12 protein-coding genes are annotated in these 17,450 nt (G+C 71.0%); 7 read left to right on the plus strand and 5 right to left on the minus strand.

The window, feature by feature from the left end:
• Window positions 1-69: 69 nt before the first annotated feature.
• The 3 genes from OM076_RS05525 to OM076_RS05535 form a co-directional block, all read right to left on the minus strand.
• Window positions 70-2,037 (minus strand): acyltransferase family protein, encoded by a 1,968-nt coding sequence (locus OM076_RS05525; RefSeq protein ID WP_270038486.1) that lies wholly within the window; start codon window positions 2,035-2,037, stop codon window positions 70-72.
• A gap of 70 nt (window positions 2,038-2,107) precedes the next feature.
• On the minus strand, window positions 2,108-3,967 hold the full coding sequence (locus OM076_RS05530) for a primary-amine oxidase (protein WP_270038487.1): 1,860 nt from the start codon (window positions 3,965-3,967) through the stop codon (window positions 2,108-2,110).
• Window positions 3,968-3,977: 10 nt separating this feature from the next.
• Window positions 3,978-5,255, minus strand: a complete 1,278-nt coding sequence (locus OM076_RS05535; protein WP_270038488.1) for an aspartate aminotransferase family protein — start codon at window positions 5,253-5,255, stop codon at window positions 3,978-3,980.
• Between the two features lie 118 nt (window positions 5,256-5,373).
• On the opposite strand from OM076_RS05535, the gene OM076_RS05540 reads away from it, so the two are divergent.
• The 5 genes from OM076_RS05540 (at window position 5,374) to OM076_RS05560 (ending at window position 11,597) form a co-directional block, all read left to right on the plus strand.
• Entirely contained in the window at window positions 5,374-6,738 is a 1,365-nt protein-coding gene (locus tag OM076_RS05540; RefSeq protein ID WP_270038489.1) for an amidase, read from the plus strand.
• A complete protein-coding gene (locus OM076_RS05545) occupies window positions 6,719-8,146 on the plus strand; it encodes a biotin carboxylase (RefSeq protein WP_270038490.1) in 1,428 nt (475 codons plus the stop codon). The genes OM076_RS05540 and OM076_RS05545 overlap by 20 nt, the downstream gene beginning before the upstream one ends.
• Window positions 8,147-8,159: 13 nt before the next feature.
• Window positions 8,160-9,119 carry a C45 family autoproteolytic acyltransferase/hydrolase gene (locus OM076_RS05550; protein ID WP_270038491.1) on the plus strand — a complete coding sequence of 320 codons (960 nt, stop codon included), beginning with the start codon at window positions 8,160-8,162 and terminating at the stop codon, window positions 9,117-9,119.
• Window positions 9,085-10,569 carry a PucR family transcriptional regulator gene (locus OM076_RS05555; protein ID WP_270038492.1) on the plus strand — a complete coding sequence of 495 codons (1,485 nt, stop codon included), beginning with the start codon at window positions 9,085-9,087 and terminating at the stop codon, window positions 10,567-10,569. Before OM076_RS05550 ends, OM076_RS05555 begins: the two co-directional genes overlap by 35 nt.
• A gap of 92 nt (window positions 10,570-10,661) precedes the next feature.
• Window positions 10,662-11,597 carry a S1 family peptidase gene (locus tag OM076_RS05560; RefSeq protein WP_270038493.1) on the plus strand — a complete coding sequence of 312 codons (936 nt, stop codon included), beginning with the start codon at window positions 10,662-10,664 and terminating at the stop codon, window positions 11,595-11,597.
• Here OM076_RS05560 and OM076_RS05565 read toward each other — a convergent pair.
• Together OM076_RS05565 and OM076_RS05570 are read right to left on the minus strand one after the other, a co-directional pair.
• On the minus strand, window positions 11,547-13,046 hold the full coding sequence (locus tag OM076_RS05565; protein ID WP_270038494.1) for an APC family permease: 1,500 nt from the start codon (window positions 13,044-13,046) through the stop codon (window positions 11,547-11,549). The genes OM076_RS05560 and OM076_RS05565 overlap by 51 nt on opposite strands.
• Before the next feature lie 69 nt (window positions 13,047-13,115).
• Window positions 13,116-13,277 (minus strand): hypothetical protein, encoded by a 162-nt coding sequence (locus OM076_RS05570; protein ID WP_270038495.1) that lies wholly within the window; start codon window positions 13,275-13,277, stop codon window positions 13,116-13,118.
• 133 nt (window positions 13,278-13,410) lie between these two features.
• On the opposite strand from OM076_RS05570, the gene OM076_RS05575 reads away from it, so the two are divergent.
• Window positions 13,411-15,882 carry a hypothetical protein gene (locus OM076_RS05575; RefSeq protein ID WP_270038496.1) on the plus strand — a complete coding sequence of 824 codons (2,472 nt, stop codon included), beginning with the start codon at window positions 13,411-13,413 and terminating at the stop codon, window positions 15,880-15,882.
• The gene (locus OM076_RS05580) at window positions 15,879-17,423 is read left to right on the plus strand and encodes a peroxidase family protein (RefSeq protein ID WP_270038497.1); all 1,545 of its coding nucleotides are present in this window, start codon (window positions 15,879-15,881) and stop codon (window positions 17,421-17,423) included. The genes OM076_RS05575 and OM076_RS05580 overlap by 4 nt, the downstream gene beginning before the upstream one ends.
• Window positions 17,424-17,450 lie beyond the last annotated feature (27 nt).

Here is a 17,450-nt window from a genome sequence, read left to right on the forward strand (position 1 = left end):
GTGCCCGGGTGTCAGTACTACGGCCGCCACCGCCGCGACGAGCATCGATGTCCAGCGCGCGAACAGTCATCAAGGTGTACCCGCTCGCTCGATCGCCAGGCGCAGATACGGTCCGAGCGATCTCGAGAAGACCGTCGTGAGGTGGTTGTTGTCCTTGTAGACGAGCGCGCCGCCGATGACCGGCTGACACCGCCGCGGGTCGCAGAGGAAGTCGGTCAGGTCGACGACCCGCACCCGCCCCGTCCGCAGCCGCGACGCCGCAACCGCCTCGGCGTCGCGCGCGACCGCGCCCGAACGCGGCACCGCGCACGCGGGTCCCGCCTCGTGGTGACGCGCGAGCTCGCGCTCGACGCAGACGTCGGTGTTCCCCCGCACCCGCGGCGTGTCGCGCAGGACCACGATCCGCTGCACGGTCGCGGGGAGCCGTTCCCAGGCGCCGAGGTAGCCGCGCACCTCGGCCTCGAAGTCCTCGCGCGGAGCCGAGATCGCCGAGACGAAGACCGTCGACACCTCCGGATGGTGCGGGAACCACGCGAAGACGTGCCGGCGCCAGTCCTCGCACAGCGAGCGCTCGGGCTCCTGCAGAGCCGGCGCCGCGATCGACAGCGGACAGCCGGTATGGGTCATCGACAGCCCGTGCCACCCCGATGAGCGCGCCGCGACGTCGAGTGCCGCCCGCCAGTGCGAGGCGTGGCTGTCCCCGAGCAGCGCGACGGCGGTCCCGGTCCGCGCACCGAACGTGCACACCTGCAGCGGTCCGCGACGCTCGACGACCGGACAGGGCAGGTTGGGCAACGCGTGCGCCTCCAGCGGAGTCGGAACCACGGAGAGCCGCAGCGCCGGATTCCGGCACGGGTGCTCGCGATCGTGCGCGGCCGCGCCGAAGCACTTCGGCGCGGCGGCGAGCACGGTCTGCGAAGCATGACGGGCTTGGCGGAGCTGATCGTCGACGCTCGCGGTCGCGCCCGCGACGACGGCGAGCACGCCGAGCGTCGCCGCGCCCGCCGCGGAGAACGTCCACCACGGCGTGAGCCGCACCGACGTGCGCACCGGGTCCTCGACCAACCGCTTCGACAGCCAGGCGAGCACGAGCGTGACGGCGAGCAGCACGACCTTGACGCCGGGGTCGAGCTCGTGGGCGAGCACGAACGGTGCGAGGACCAGCAACGGCCAGTGCCACAGGTAGATCGAGTACGAGTGGTTGCCGAGGAACTGCACGGGACGGACGGCGAGGGCGCGCACCGACGGGCCGGCGTGAATCACGGCGGCCGCGCCGAGTACCGGAACCAGCGCCGCGACGCCCGGGAACGGCGTGGCGGGCGAGAAGCGCACCGCCCCCACCAGAATCGCCCCCAGACCCGCGCAGCACAGCGCCGCCGACGGCCGGGACGCGGGGCCGGCCGCGGCCAGCAGACCGCCCGCGCCGAACTCCCACGCCCGCGCCGGGGTGACGAAGTACGCGGCCGCCGGATCGCCGCCGGTCTCATACAGCGAGTAGGCGAGGCTCACCGCCGTCAGGGCGGCGATCGCGGCGACCAGCGTCCGCCGCCGCCCGGCCGCCACGGCGAGCACCGCCGGCCAGAGCACGTAGAACTGCTCTTCCACGGAGAGCGACCAGAAGTGCTGGACCGGCGAGCGGACGTGTTCGGCAACCGCGAAGTAGTCGCTCGCGTCCGCCGCGAGCTGCCAGTTCTGCACGTACACCGTGCTTGCGCGCAACTCGGCGAGGAACTGCGGCCACAAGCCGATCGGGACGACGAGGACCGTCGCGAGCGCGCAGACCAGCAGGGTCAGGAGCGCTGCGGGAAGGATGCGCCGTGCCCGCCGGGCCCAGAAGCGGGTGAGCGACACCCGGCCGCTGCGGTCGATCTCGCGCAGCAGCAGCGAGGTGATCAAGAAGCCCGAGATGACGAAGAAGACGTCGACGCCGATGTACCCGCCGGGCAGCGCGGAGGGCCACCAGTGGAAGAGGACGACCAGGACGACGGCGAGTGCTCGCAACGCCTGGATATCCGGCCGGACGCCGTCTGTCGCCATGGCGCGACGCTACGGTCGCGCTGCACCCCTCACATCGGGTGAACGCTCGATCTTCGCTGCGGCGGACGCCCTATTCGTGTTCGCAGTGCGCGGGCTGGGGCGGGACGTCGAGGGTCGGGTTGCGATCGAAGAAGCCGAACGGCTTCAGCCAGAACGAGACCGTGTCCACCGGCATGATCGGCCAGTCCTCCATGCGGGTGATGTGGTGGATGCCGAAGACGTACCAGAGCACGACGTCGGTGTCCTCGATCGAGCGGCCGGCGGCGGTCCACGCGGGCAAGCCCTCGTCGACGGAGGACTGATTCGGGAACGGCCCGCACGGCCAGCGCTCCTCGGAGGAATACGGCGTCACCCACAGCGTGTGGCGCAGCGCCTCGGCGGTGCGCAGCACGGGGGAGTCGTCGGGCAGCATGTGCGGCAGCGTCGCGCCCGGGACGAGCTTGTAGGCGACCGGCGTGCCGACGTGGTTCAGCGACGACGGATTGACGACCTTCCACCCCCGCTGCGTCTCCCACTTGTAGTCCTGGAAGCCCTCCACGCGCAGCGGCTCCGAGACCTGCTTCAGGCCCAGCCCGTGCGGGTCGGAGGAGCTGTAGCCCGCCGCGGACGTTTCGACCATGTGGACCGTGTTGTCGGGTCCGTCGACGTCCAGGTCCATCCGCGCGATCAGGAAGTGCTGGTGAAACGGCGCGTAGGTGCGTTCGTCGACCATCGTGCCGTGCTCGGCGGGCGCGCCCGGATCCAGGTGCCCGACGACCATGATCCCGGTCGCGCGCACGTGGCACTCGATCGAGCCGTCCTGGTACAGCCGCCAGTAGACGAGGTACTCGTAGTTGGCGACGGTCACGTGGACGGAGATCACCAGCCGGCGCGAGCGACGGACCTCGGCGCCCTCCTCGTGGTCGACGTGCTTCCAGAGCACGCCGTCGTCCTCCTCGTGGATGCAGACCGCGTTGCGAATCTCGTACGGCTCGCCCGCCGTGTCGTGCAGCACCGCGTCGACGTAGCGGATCTCGCCGAGGCAGTCGCAGCCGAGCTCGAGCGACTGCGTCATGAAGCCGAGGCCCCACTCGCCGATGTCGTACGCGGTGCGGCGGTAGTGGTCGGGCGAGGGGTCGCGGTAGGGGACGACCATCTCGGCGAGCGAGATCCGGTGCGCGATCGACCGCCCCGCGAAGCCGAGCGTGTGCAGCACCAGGCCCTCGCGGTGGTTGAAGCCGAGCCGCAGCGACCAGTTCTGCCACGTCAGCGCGTGCCCGTCCAGCGTGAACGAGACACCCTCGGGCTGGGTGATCTCGACCGGCTTGAGGTCATCGCGCTGCTTGAGGTTCGGCACGTGGCGCGGCACGTACTCGCCCATCACGCCGTCCGGCTTGTCGACGACGAAGGTGTCCTCGATCTCGAGCAGTTCCATCGTGTTGAGGTCGACGACGCAGTGCAGCCCGTTGACGGGGTTCGCGTACGGGTTGGAGCCGGGCGCGCTGCGGAACCACGTGTCCGTCCAGCCGACCCGCCGCCCGGCGTACTGCTCCGGCACGAGGAACCCGCGGTAGCCCCAGACGTCGAACAGGACCTTGTCCATGTCGGTGATCCCGCGCTTGCGCAGCGCCTCGATCAGCCGCGGCTCCGCGCGCATCGCCTCATCGCACTCGTGCCACTCGTCCGGCGTGAGGTTCGGCTGGATGCCCAGCAGGTCCTCCCACGAGACCACGGCGTCGTCGGTGAGCGATACGACCGCGCGGTAGGCGGCGCCGCCGTCCCGGTTCCAGCACACCACGATCGCCTCGCGCGCAGCGCTCGCGACGCCCTTCTCCGGCTCCTTCAGTTCGATCGACGCGAACCGCCAGCGGTCGCTGACGCCGTGGTCGCGCCGCAGGATCGCGGCGGCCTGGCGGAACTCGTCCGCGGAGAGGGGATCGAGGGCGTGCATGAGCGAATCCTCACACCAACGCGGCTTCGAGGATCTTCAGCCCGCGATCGAGCTCCTCGTCGGTGATCGTGAGCGGCGGCAGCAGGCGGATCACGTTGCCGTGCAGGCCGCAAGCGAGCAGCAGGAGACCTTCCTTGCGGGCCGCCGCGACCGCCGCGCCGACGACGTCCGGCGCCGGGGTCTTGGTGGTGCGGTCGCGGACGATCTCGAGCGCGAGCATCGGCCCGAGGCCGCGCACCTCGCCGATCGCTTCGACGCGCGTCGCCATGTCCTCCAGCGCGGCGCGGAGCTTGACGCCGAGCGCCTCGGACTGCGCCCGCATGGCGGGAACGGCGTCGAGCACGACGTTGGCCGCCGCGCAGGAGACCGGGTTGCCGCCGAAGGTGCCGCCGAGGCCGCCCGGGTCGACGGCGTCCATCACCGACGCCGGCCCGGTCACGGCCGCGAGTGGCAGCCCGCCGCCGAGCGACTTGCCGCTCACGAGCAGGTCCGGCTGCGCGTCCTCGTAGTGCTCGATCGCCCACACGGGGCCCGTGCGGCCGACGCCGGCCTGGACCTCGTCGTCGATCCACAGGATCCCGTGACGGTCGCAGAGCTCACGCAGGCGGGCGGGGAAGTCGGCGGGCATCTCGATGAAGCCGCCCTCGCCCTGGACGGGCTCGAGGATCACCGCGGCGACGCTCGCCGGGTCGACGTGGGCGAGGAAGAGCTGCTCGAGCGCCGCGATGCTGTCGTCGGAGGTGATGCCCCGGTACGGGTACGGGGCGGGCGCGCGATAGACCTCCGGGGCGAACGGCCCGAAGCCCTTCTTGTAGGGCTTGACCTTGGAGGTCAGCGTCATCGTCATCAGCGTGCGGCCGTGGAAGCCGCGGTCGAAGCTGACGATCGCGGGGCGGCCGGTCGCGGCGCGGGCGATCTTGACCGCGTTCTCGACGGCCTCGGCGCCGGAGTTGAAGAGGATCGACTTCTGGTCGGTGCCGCGGCAGGGGGAGAGCTCGCCGAGCTTGCGGCAGACGTCGACGTAGGGCTCGTACGCGGCGACCATGAAGCATTGGTGCAGGTACTGGTCGACCTGCGCGTGGATCGCCTCGACGACCGCCTCGGGGTTGTGGCCGAGGTTCTGGCAGCCGATGCCGCCGGCGAAGTCGAGATAGCGGACGCCGTCGGCGCCCTGGACGTGAGCGCCCTCGGCGGACACGGCGACGATGGCGGGCGCGCTGACGCCGCGCGCGACCCAGCGCTCGCGGTCGGCCAGCAGCGTCTCGGGCTGGATCTGCGATGCGGTCATGTCGACCAGTCTCCCCGCCTCGCGCGATCAGACGCACTGTGGCGCCGACAAAGCCCGTCGCCCGCTTTGGACTTCCCACCATTCCGGTGGGACCCTGCGACCAGGAGTCTGCCGAGCCATGGAGATCTGGGAGCTGGGTGCCGTCGAACTGGCCGCCGCGCTGCGAGCGCGGGAGTGCTCCGCGGTCGAGGCGCTCGCCGCCGTCCTGGAACGTGCGGAGGCCGTCGCGGACCTCAATCCGTTCGCGCTCCGGCTCGACGAGCGTGCCCTCGCGTCCGCGATCGACGCCGACGCGCAGCTCGCGGCTGGCGAGGGCGGCCCGCTCTGCGGCGTGCCGCTTACCGTCAAGGACTCCCATTACATGGCCGGCGTGCCCACCAGCCACGGCACCCGCGCCGTCCCGCCGTACGTGCCCGCCGAGACCGTGACCGCGGTGCGCCGGCTCGAGGCGGCGGGCGCCGTGATCTTCGCCAAGACCGCCACACCGGAATTCTGTTACGCGGGGACGACGCCCGGCACCCACAACCCGCACGACCCGACCCGCACGCCGGGCGGCTCCTCGGGCGGCGCGGCGGTGGCCGTCGCCGCGCACGTGGGCCCGCTGGCGCTCGGCGGCGACGGCGGCGGCTCGATCCGCATCCCCGCCGCGTTCTGCGGCATCGTCGGCTTCAAGCCCACCTTCGGCGCCGTCCCACGCGAACCGAGCTCGCAGGGGTGGAAGACCCTCGTCGCCTACGGCCCGCTCGCCCGCTGCGTCGCCGACGCCCGCCTGATGTTCGAGACGCTCGCCGGCGAGGACCCCTACGACCGCCACAGCGTCGACGTCAACCTAAAGGGGACTGTCCCCTTTACCTTCGCCGCGGGCGCGGACGGCCCCATCTCGGGCGACGGAAACCTAAAGGGGACTGTCCCCTTTAGGTTCGCGGCGTGCGACACGCTCGGGACGCTCGACGACGAGGTGCGGGCCGCGTTCCGCAACGTGTGCGCGGAGGTGGGGGCGAACGACGACGCGCCGAACCTGCCCAACAATGCGGCCACGTGGGCGGCGATCGCCACGGCGGAGGCGCGGTGGGCGGACGCGGAGGCGTTCGCGAGCCCGGAGCTCGGCCGGTACGCCCGGTCGTTCCTGGAGGCGGGTGATGCGGTGACGGCCGAGGCCTACATCCGGGCGCAGATGTACCGCGAGGAGATCCATCGCGCGTACGCGCAGCTGTTCGAGCGGTCGGGCCTGCTGCTCACACCCACCGTCGGCTGCGAGGCGTTCGACGCGAGCCTCGCCGCCCCGCCCACGGTCCCCGACTGGGGCGCCTACCTGTTCGACGCCAACCTCGCGGGGCTGCCGGCCTGCGCGATCCCCATGGGCCGCGGCCGCGACGGCTTGCCCATTTCCCTACAGATCACCGGTCCGCGGGGCGCCGACGGCGCTGTCCTCGCGGCGGCAGAGCACATCGAGGAGTTGCTCCATGTTGCGCGGTACGTCTGACCTACGCGGGTACTTCCGGACCAACCGGACCCCGATCTACTTCATCTCGCCCACCGCGTTCAACCTGCTCGGCATCGACCGGTGGGTCCGCGGCTTCTCCTACGTCAACTACTTCGACAGCTTCGCGGGCGCGCACCCGCAGGTCTTCGTCCCCCAGGAGCGCCCGTACCGTGAGTTCACGTCGATCGAGGACATCAATAACTACCTGCTGTCGCACAAGGAGGTGCTCGATCACGTCGCGGGCGGCCTTGCGCTCTTCGTCTTCTTCGACGAGGAGACGGAGAAGCTGTGTGAGGAGATCGGCCTGAAGATCGCGCTGCCCAGCGCGGAGCTGCGCCATCGGCTGGACTCGAAGATCGTCACGACGCAGCTCGGCAACGAGGCGGGTGTGCCGTCGGTGCCCAACCGGCTCGGGCGGGCGAGCAACTACGACGAGCTGCTGACGCTCGCCGACGGACTCGGCGACGACCTCGTCGTCCAGACCCCCTACGGCGACTCCGGCAAGACCACGTTCTTCATCAAGGGGCAACGCGACTGGGATGCGCACGCGGAGGACCTGGTCGACGAGGAACTGAAGGTCATGAAGCGCATCAACTGCCGCGCCGCGGCGGTCGAGGCGGTCATCACCCGTCACGGGACCGTGGTCGGGCCCGTCATGCGCGACCTCACCGGCTATCCCGAGCTGACGCCCTACCGCGGCGGCTGGTGCGGGAACGACATCTACGACGACGCGCTCGCGCCCGAGCAGCGCGACCGCGCCCGCGTGCTCACCGAGCAGCTCGGCGACCGGCTCGCGGCCGAGGGCTACCGCGGCTTCTTCGAGGTCGACTACCTGCTCGACGTCGACACCGGCGAGCTCTACCTCGGCGAGCTCAACCCGCGCCTGAGCGGCGTGACGTCGATGACGAGCGTGAGCGCCGGCGCCTACGCCGACATGCCGCTCGTGCTCCTGCACCTCGCCGAGTACCTCGACCTCGACTACGAGCTCGACGTCGCCGAGCTCAACGCCCGCTGGGCGCGCTCGGCCGCCGCCGACGAGTGGAGCCAGCTGATCATCAAGGAGACGCGCGCCGACGTCGAGCTGCTGACCGCCGCGCCGCAGACCGGCATCTGGCGCCTGAACGAGGACGGCAGCGCGACCTTCCGCGGCCGCGGCAACGACTGGCACGCGATCCACGAAGAGGCCGAGGCCTTCTACCTGCAGGTGCTGGGCGAGGGCGAGTACCGCTACCCCGGCGCCGACCTCGGCCTGCTGGTCGCCCGCTCACGGATGCAGACCGACGACAACGAACTGACGCCCAAGGCGCGTCAGTGGATCGAGGCGATCCGGGCGCAGTTCGAGGGAATCCCGCTCGCTCCGGCGGCCGTCGTCGATCGCCCGCACGACGCCCTGGCCTTCAAGGCCTAACCTCAGAGGCCGCATGGACGCGGCCTCGCTGACCTTCACCGCCATCGACGAGCCGCTCCCGAGCGCCGCGCGCATCCACGCGCTGCTGCCGGCCCTGATCGAGTGGTACCTGCGCGACGGCGACGCCGCGCGGCCGACCTTCGTCCAGTCGCGACGGGCGCTCTTGGAGCACATGCCGGAACTGGTGCCGACGTGGGAAGAGCTGGTCGTCGCCGCGGGCGGGGGAGACCTCGCCGCGCGGGTCCTGTCGCTCTACGACCCGCCCGCACTGCTGGCCGGGTGCTCGCAGGCGGTGATCGACGGTGCGCTGGTGCGCAACTACGACTACCACCCGGATCGCATCGAAGGCGTCGTGTTCAAGAGCGCGATCACCCGCCCGGTGCTCGGGATGAGCGACTGCCTGTGGGGGCTGCTCGACGGCGTCAACGACGCGGGGCTGGCGGTGGCGCTGGCGTTCGGTGGGCGCCAGGTCCGCAGCGACGGCTTCGGCATCACGCTCGTCGTCCGCTACCTGCTGGAGACCTGCGACACGGTCCAACAGGCGTGCGCGACCGTCGCGCGGCTCCCGGTCCACGCGCCGTACAACCTCACGCTGGCGGACGAGACGAGCGCCGCCACCGTGCACGTGGGGCCCGACCGTGCGGCGAGCGTCGTGTTCCCGGCCATCGCGACGAACCATCAGGAGCACGTCGACTGGCCCGAGCACGCGGCGGCGACCCGCAGCGTCGAGCGCCTCGCGGCGCTGCACCGCGCCACTGAGGACGCCTTCCTCGCGCCACCGCTCTACGCGACCGAGTTCTCCCGCGGCTTTGGCACGCTCTACACGGCGGTCTATCAGCCCTTGGCACGTGCCGTGAGCTACCGCTGGCCGGGAGAGCGGTGGGACCAGTCGCTCGCCGCCTTTACGCCCGGTAGCCGGACCGTCAGACTCTCCGAGGGTGCAGACCGCCACGTCGGCGCTGGTCCTCGGTGATCTCGTCGCCCAGGAGGACCTCGGGCTCACACTGCTGAGTGGGGGCGCGGGTGCGCTCGACCGCGAGGTCGCGGGCGCGCACAGCATCGACGTCGAGGAACCGAGCCGCTTCCTCGAGCGCCACTGGATCATGCTCACGGCGGGGTTGCGGCTGAAGGGCAGCGTCGCCGCGCAGAAGGCGCTGGTGCGCGAGCTCGACGAGGGCGGGATGGCCGCGCTGGGCATCGGGATCGATCTCGTCTTCAAGCGCGTGCCGAGCGCGCTGCTCGACGAGGCCCGCGAGCGCTCGTTCCCGGTCCTCGCGGTGCCGCTCGGCACCCCGTTCCGGGACATCGTCGGCTTCATCAACCGCTCGCTGCTCTCCAGCGACCTCCACACCTACCAGCGCCTGAATGCCATCCAGCGCCACCTCGTCGACGCGCTGCAGGAGCCGCGTCCGCGCGAGGTGATGGTCGAGCGACTGGCGCGCATGCTCGACGCGGGCGTGCTGATCCTCGGCGCCGACGGGCGCGTCGAGGCGGCGAGCGGACCGGTCCCGGACGCCGATCTCGCTGCGCGGGTCGAGGAGCGCGAGTTCGAGCACGAGGGCTGGCACGTCGTGAGCGTCCCGATCGGCGAGACGGGCTGGCTGGCGGTCGCGAGCCGCGGCCGGGTGCTGGCGGCGCGGCTGGCGCGGCCGGCGGCTCAGGCAGCGGTGCCGCTGCTGGCGGCGACTGAGCGGCTGGGCGACCTCGCGCGCGACCAGGAACGCGCGATCCGCTCGGCGCTGCTCGACGAGGCGCTGGAGGGAACGCGCGACGTGCGAGCGCTGGCGGCCCGAGCCGGGTCGTTCGGGCTCGACTTCACGACCGCGGCGAGAGTCGTGGTGGTGGGAGAGACGCGCGGGAGCGCGGGCGGTGGCGTGGCGGCGGGCGGTGGCGTGGCGGGCGGCGGCGGCGCGCGGGCGGACCTGCTCGAGCGCGCGGCCGCCGATGCGGGCGTCGCGCACCTCGTGACCACGCGCGGCGACCGTGCGGTCGCGCTCCTCCAGGGGGCGGTCGCGCTGCCCGGGTTGCGGGCCGGGATCGGGCGGCCGGTCTGCGATGTCGCCGACGTGCCGCGGTCGTTCCGCGACGCGCTGCTCGCCGTCGAGCGGGTCACCGACGGGCAACTCGCGTACGAGGACTTCGACCTCGCCACGCTGCTGCTGGCCGAGGTCGCGCCCGAACACATCCGGCCGCGGGTGGAGGAGCTGCTCGCGCCGCTGAAGGCCAACCCGCCGCTGCTCGAGGCGCTGGTCGAGTACTTCGCGCGCGACATGGACGTCAACGCCACCGCCGAGGCGATGCACGTGCACCCGAACACGTTGCGCTACCGCCTCGGACGCGTCGAGAAGCTGCTCGGCCGCAGCCTCCGGCAACCGGCGACGATCGCCGAGCTGACCCTCGCGCTGCACGCGCCCGGCGGATAACCGCACGTCGCGCGTTCCGCACGCGCACCACACGAGGAGGGTTCTCTCCCGCGAACCGGACGGTCCGCCCCGGGACCATGAAACCCATGCACATGCTCCGATGTTCAACGCTCGCCGCACTGGCGATCAGCCTGGTGGCGGCGGTACCCGCCCAGGCCGTCGTCGGCGGCGAGAAGCTCGACCCGAAAGACGTCCCGTGGTTCACCTACGTCAGCGGTTGCGGCGGCACGCTCGTGCAACCCGACCGGCTGCTCACCGCCGCGCACTGCGCCACCGGCCACACGGCATCTGACATGGGCCAGGTCGCGGTCAATGGCGAGCTGCGCACCGTCACCAAGGTCGCGCTCCATCCCGGCTGGCGCCATCGCAACGGCGAGAACTACCTGGACGATGTCGCGATCGTTCAGCTCGACGCACCGGTCACATCCGTCACGCCGGTCACGCTCGCCGACAAGCCCACCACCGGCCTCGCGCGCATCATCGGGTCCGGCCGCCCGTTCGCCCCGGGCACCCACCACAGCGAGGCCGAGATGCTCAGCGGCGGCCTGCGCCAGGCCACGCTGCGCCAGGTCAGTGACAGCGACTGCGCCAAGGTCTACGCGCGCAACCACCCCGGCACCGGCGAGCGCTTCAACCCCGCCCGCATGCTCTGCGCCGGCGACCCGGACGGCAAGCAGCCGCTCAGCTCCGGCTGCTTCGGCGACAGCGGCGGCCCGCTGATCGAAGGAACGACGCAGCTCGGGGTCGTCAGCTGGGGCGGCGACAAGTGCGGCGCGGATCACTCACCGAGCGTGTTCGCCGAGGTCGCTCGCTACCGCGACTTCATCCTCGACCCGAACCCGACCTGGGGGCCGTCGCAGCGCACGACGGTGACGCTCACCGGCAAGCGCTGCCACGCGGCCACGCGCGAGCCCGGGACCAAGCTCAGTTACACGATCACGCGGCGCGGGCACCGCGTGACCTGCAACGCCTACGCCTCAAACGACGGCGGGCAACTCCTCGTGGGCACCGACACGCAGCGGGGTTGAGCCCAGCGCGTCGGGAGCGGCGGCCTCGGGGCGGCGGCGGAAGAACTCGGCATGCCCCGCGGCCCGCCAGATGCCCATCAGCACCACGCCCAGCAGCAGGAACCCGATCCCGATGACCAGCGGCGAGCCCAGACCGAAGTAGGTCGTCGAGCCCGCGTCGGCGCGGCCGAGGTCGAAGCAGGACCGCACGAAGACGAAGGCGAGGATCGCCCCGCCCACGAACGGCGCGACGCCGGCGAGGAAGAAGCCGGAGACGCTCTTCGTCAGCGCCCGCCGGTAGTACCACGTGCACGCGAACCCGGTCAGTCCGTAGTAGAAGGCGATCATTAGGCCCAGGGCGGCGATCGAGTCGAAGAGGATGTTGGTCGAGACGGCGGTCAGGCCGACGTACCAGGCGATCGACAGACCGCCCATGATCCAGGTCGCGACGTGCGGGGTCAGGTAGCGCGGGTGGACCGCGGCCAGAGCGGCGGGCGCGGCCTTCGCGCGCGCCATCGAGAGCGCGGTGCGGCTGGTGGGCAGGATCGTCGTCTGGGTCGAGGCCGCCGCCGACGTCAGGACGGCCACGATCATCACCTTGCCGAGCACCGCGCTGCCGAACACGTCACCCGCGAGCAGGCCGAGGACGTCGCCGGAGGAATCCCCCGCCAGCCGCTCCACGCCGCCGAACGCGATCGCCGCCGTGGCGACGATGACATAGATGCCGACCAGGATCAGGACTGACATCACGGCGGCCTTGCCAGGAACGGTCTCGGCGTCCTCAGTCTCCTCGTTGACGCACACGAGCGAGTCCCAGCCCCAGTAGATGAAGACCGCGACCAGCAGGCCGGACGTCAGGGCGCCCACGGAGCCGACCGCGAACGGCGAGAACCAGTCCAGCTGCGGTGTCAGGGCGCCGTCGCCGAGCCCGACACGCACGAGCGCGACGACCGCGAATGCCGCCAGCGTCACGATCTCGGCGGCCAGCAGCCACCGCTGCGTGCGCGCGTTGACCTCGACGCCGATGACACAGACCGCGGTCATGATCGCGATCCAGACCACGCCAACCGCGGTCACGGCAAGCGTCGACGGCGCCTCGACGCCGAACAGCAGGAACGAGTACAGGCCGGCGATCTGGGCCAGGTTGGCCATCACGATCAGGTCGGCGACGATGATCGCCCACCCGCCCAGCCAGCCCGTCATCGGGCCGAAGGCACGGGTCGCCCACGCGAACGTGGTGCCCGCGTCAGGATCGGCCTTGTTGAGGTACTTGTAGCCGAGCGCGACCAGCAGCATCGGCACGAACGAGACGATCAGCACGCCCGGGGCGTGCACGCCGACGCCGGCGACGGCGACGATCAAGCCCAGCACGGCGGCCAGGCTGTAACCCGGGGCGGTCGACGCGACGCCGATGACGACGCTCGACGCGTACCCGATCGCATTGCGCTTCAGGGGCGCGTTCTCCTGCATGGCTCTCTCTCCCTCAGACGACTCGGGAGCGAAGCTAAGGCCGTGCCCGCGGGCGCGCCTTTGGAGTTCCTACGACACTGCGGGCGCTGCGTTGTCGGGCTCACCGGCGAGCAGGCGCCGGATGCGGGGTGCGACGAGGCCGCCCACGATCAGCAGCAGGGCGGAGGAGGTCAGGGCAAGGTCCCAGTTGGAGGCCAGACCGCGGCCGGCCGTCTTGGCTGTCGTGCTCATTGGCTGCAGATTGTCAACGCATTCTTGGCGGAACCTTGACGCGTGCTTGGGGCCATTACGGCGGTTAACCGCCACCTGGACACATGCTGGCTCACGAATAAACCACGGGCTCCGGGAATAGCTTGCCGCCACCATGCGTTTGCCCCGACTCCTTGTCCTCGCAGTACCTCTCCTGATCGCCACGATCGGCGCCGCGCCCGCGCAAGCGGGCCTCGGCACTTGGAACGGCCTGCCCGGCCTCAACGACGCTTCCGGCGCCAGCTGGGTCCGCGAATACGCGACCGGCACGCCTCCGACGACGATCTACGCCGCGACCGAGGACGATGGTGTCTATCGCTCGCTCACCGACGGTGCCACTTGGTCGAAGTTCTCGAGCGGCCTGGAGACCGTACCCGGCGCGATGAACGTCCGCACGGTGTTCACGAGCGGGACGACCGCCTACGCGGGCACGACCGCCGGTCTCTTCAAGTCGGTCGCCGGTGGCAGCTGGCAGCCGGTCGCGCAGGGCCCGGAGGACGATCCGAAGCATCCGACGAAGCTCAATGTCCCGGTGCAGACGGTCCTGACCGGCCTCGGCGGCCAGATGCTGGCGGGCGTGGCCAGCGGCGGCGTCTACAAGAGCTCCGACGGCGGCGCGACCTGGCAGCCGCCGGCCCCGGACAACGGGATGGCGCGCTCGGAGTCGGTGTGGAGCATGGGCACGCTCATCCCGGGCGTGATCTTCGCCGCCACCGGCAGTGGCATCTACCGCTCGATCGACTTCGGCTCGCACTGGACGCTGGCCAGCGACGGCATCTCGGGCACGACGCTGCGCGTCTTCGCCGACGATCACAACCCGAACATCTTCTACGCCGCGACGCCCGGCAGCGGCGTCTTCCGCTCGATCAACGCGGGCATCACCTGGTCGGCGATCAATGGCATCGGCTCCCACCAGCTCGGCGACTACACCGTCCGCGCGATGCATCAGTTCGCCGGCGTCAACGAGACGCGCCTGTACGTCGGCACCGCCAACGGCATGTTCGCCGGCACCACCGGCAACGGCCCGATCCCCGGCGCCGTCAACTGGCGCAAGGTCACCAACACCGGCCTCGGCAACAACACGATCTTCTGGGCGCTGACCAACTTCACTACGACCCCCGGCACGATGCTCGCCGGCACGCAGTCCGACGGCGGCTACGCGCTGACGTTCACCCCGCCGGTCCCGATCGCGGGCCAGCTGCCGACGATCGACGACACCACGCCCGTGCAGGGCCAGACGCTGCACGTCCTCTCCAACGGGGGCTGGACCGGCACGCAGACGATCGAGTTCGAGTACCAGTGGCAGCGTTGTGTCGGGGCCAGCTGCACCGACATCCCGGATGCCACGACCTCCAGCTACGTGATCCCGGAGACGGCGACGAAGTACGCCTTCCGCCTCGTCGTGACCGGCAAGAACGACTTCCCGACGTTCGGGCTCTCGAAGGCCAGCAGCGCCATCACCAGCGCATCCACCGCGAACCCGGCGACGCTTCCCGGCGCCAACCAGTCCTCGACGGCGTCGATCCTCGTCACCTCGCCGGAGCCCTCGCTGCCCCAGTCCGGGGGCAAGCTCACCGCCACCGCGTGGAGCTTCAACCCGGCGGCGACGTCGACCTCGTTCCAGTGGTACTCGTGCGACTCGGCCGGCAACAACTGCGACCCGGTCGCCGGCGCGACGGCGCAGACCTACACGCTCACCGACGCCGATGTCACGCATCGCTTCTGCGTCACCGTGACGGGCACCAACGCGGGCGGCAGCACGACCCTCGGCTGCAGTGGCATCTCCAACGAGATCTTCCCGCAGACGGCGACGCAGCTCACGCCCGCCAAGCTCAGCGGCTCCTCCTACGTGGGTGACACGCTCGTGTCCGACGTCGGCACCTGGAAGTTCCCGGGCACGACCTACACGCGCCAGTGGGAGCAGTGCGACGCCGACGGCACCGGCTGCTCGACGATCTCCGGCGCGAAGTCGGCGACCTACGTCATCAAGGCCGACGACCTCGGCCACAAGCTGCGGGTGCGCATCGGCGCCGACTCCAACGGCTCGAACAAGTTCCCGGCCGGCATCGAGGTCTTCACGAACCTCAGCGGCGTCGTGACCGACCCGCCCGCGCCGGCTCCCGATCCCACTCCGCAGGGCGGCGACAACGGCGGCGGCAACGGTGGTGGCGGCGACAACGGCGGCGGCAACGGTGGCGGCGGCGGAGGCGGCGGGAACCCGGCGTCTGACGTGACCGCTCCGGTCCTGCAGTCGCTCGGCGCCGTCTCGGCCAAGCTCAAGCCGACCGCACAGCTGAAGCTCAAGGTCGGCCTGACCGAGGGCGGCACGCTCTCAATCGACCTCCAGCGCGTCCGCGCCGGCCGCAAGGTGGGCAAGAAGTGCAAGGCCGGCGCCCACAAGGGCAAGAAGTGCACCGTGATCACGAAGCTTGCCACCGTGAAGGTCGGTGTGGGAGGGTCCGGGATCGTGGCCCTTCCCAAGCGCAAGCTCGCCGCCGGTGACTACCGCGCGGTCGTGACGCCGATCGACGCCGCCGGCAACCGCGGTGCGGCGCGGACCATCGCCTTCAAGGTGACCAAGAAGTGACGCGCAGCCGCGAGCGTGACGGCTGGCAGAACCAGCTGCAGTTCTCAGTGCTCACGAACTTCGAGCCGGCCTGGAGGTTCCTGCACTCACGCCCGCGGCTACGCCGCATCACCAACCACGCGCTGATCAACTCGGCCGTGTCGACCATGCCGGCACGGCCGAACGCCCTCAGCACGCTGGAGCCCTACACGTCGTGGTCCTCACTGACCGACCGGACGTACTCAGGCCGTCACCTTCCGCCGGTGAAGGCCTCCGGGCTTCCTGACCAAGAGCGCGTGGCGGACCTGTTCACGCGCTCCGGGGCCGGCACGCCGTGCCCCAAGTCGACGGTGCTGTTCGCCTACTTCGCGCAGTGGTTCACCGACGGCTTCCTGCGCTCCGACCGCCACGCGCCACGCGATCCGCGGCGCAACGACTCGCGCCACGAGATCGACCTGCTGCCGCTCTACGGCGTCACGCCGGCCTGGACCGAGCAGCTGCGCGCCCACGCCGGCGGGCGGCTGAAGTCCCAGCGGATCGGCGGCGCGGAGTTCCCGCCGTATCTCTACGACGGCGGCGTCAAGAAGCCCGAGTTCAGCGAGCTCACGGTCGTGCGGCCGGACCAGATCCCGGCCGACCGGCTGGACACGCTCTTCGCCGCGGGGAGTGACACGACCAACTCGCAGGTCGGCTTCACGTTGCTGAACACGCTCTTCCTGCGCGAGCACAACCGCGTGGCGGGCGTGCTGGCCGACGCGTACCCCGGCTGGGACGACGAGCGGCTGTTCCAGACGGCGCGCAACATCATGATCGTGCTCCTGATAAAGATCGTGATCGAGGAGTACATCAACCACATCACGCCCTATCACTTCCGGTTGCAGGCCGACCCGGTCCCGTTCAAGCGGGAGGCCTGGATCCGCCCCAACTGGATGGCGATCGAGTTCAACCTGCTCTATCGCTGGCATGGGCTGATCCCACCCACGCTGCACGGCGAGCCGGTGTGGAAGACGATCTTCAACCCCGCGCTGGTGGTCGAGCGCGGCGTCGGGCCGCTGATCGACGACGCTTCGCGCCACCGCGCCAACCGCGTCGGCGTGTTCAACACCGATCCGGCGCTGCGGCCGGTCGAGCTCGCCTCGATCCGCGAGGCGCGCGCCGTGCAGCTCGCGCCCTACAACGACTACCGCGCGCTGGCCTCGTTCCCGCGGGTCACCGACTTCGACCAGATCACGGGCGACGAGGCGACGCAGTCGGCGCTGAAGGACCTCTACGGCCACGTCGACCGGATCGAGTTCTTCCCGGGCCTGTTCGCGGAGGACGCGCGCCCGAACTCGGTGCTGCCGTCGCTGATCGGCCGGATGGTCGGCGTCGACGCCTTCTCGCAGGCGCTGACGAACCCGCTGCTCTCTCCGCACGTGTTCAACGAGCGCACGTTCTCGGCGGCCGGAATGGAGATCATCGGCGGCACCGGGCGGCTGGCGGACATCGTCGGACGCAACGTGCCCGAGGCACCCGGCGAGTACCTCGTGACCATGACGCGCGAAGGCTGGCAGCGCATCTGACCGAGTACGGCTCGCTCGCGGACGTCT

The sequence above is a fragment of the Solirubrobacter ginsenosidimutans genome (genome assembly GCF_027587205.1).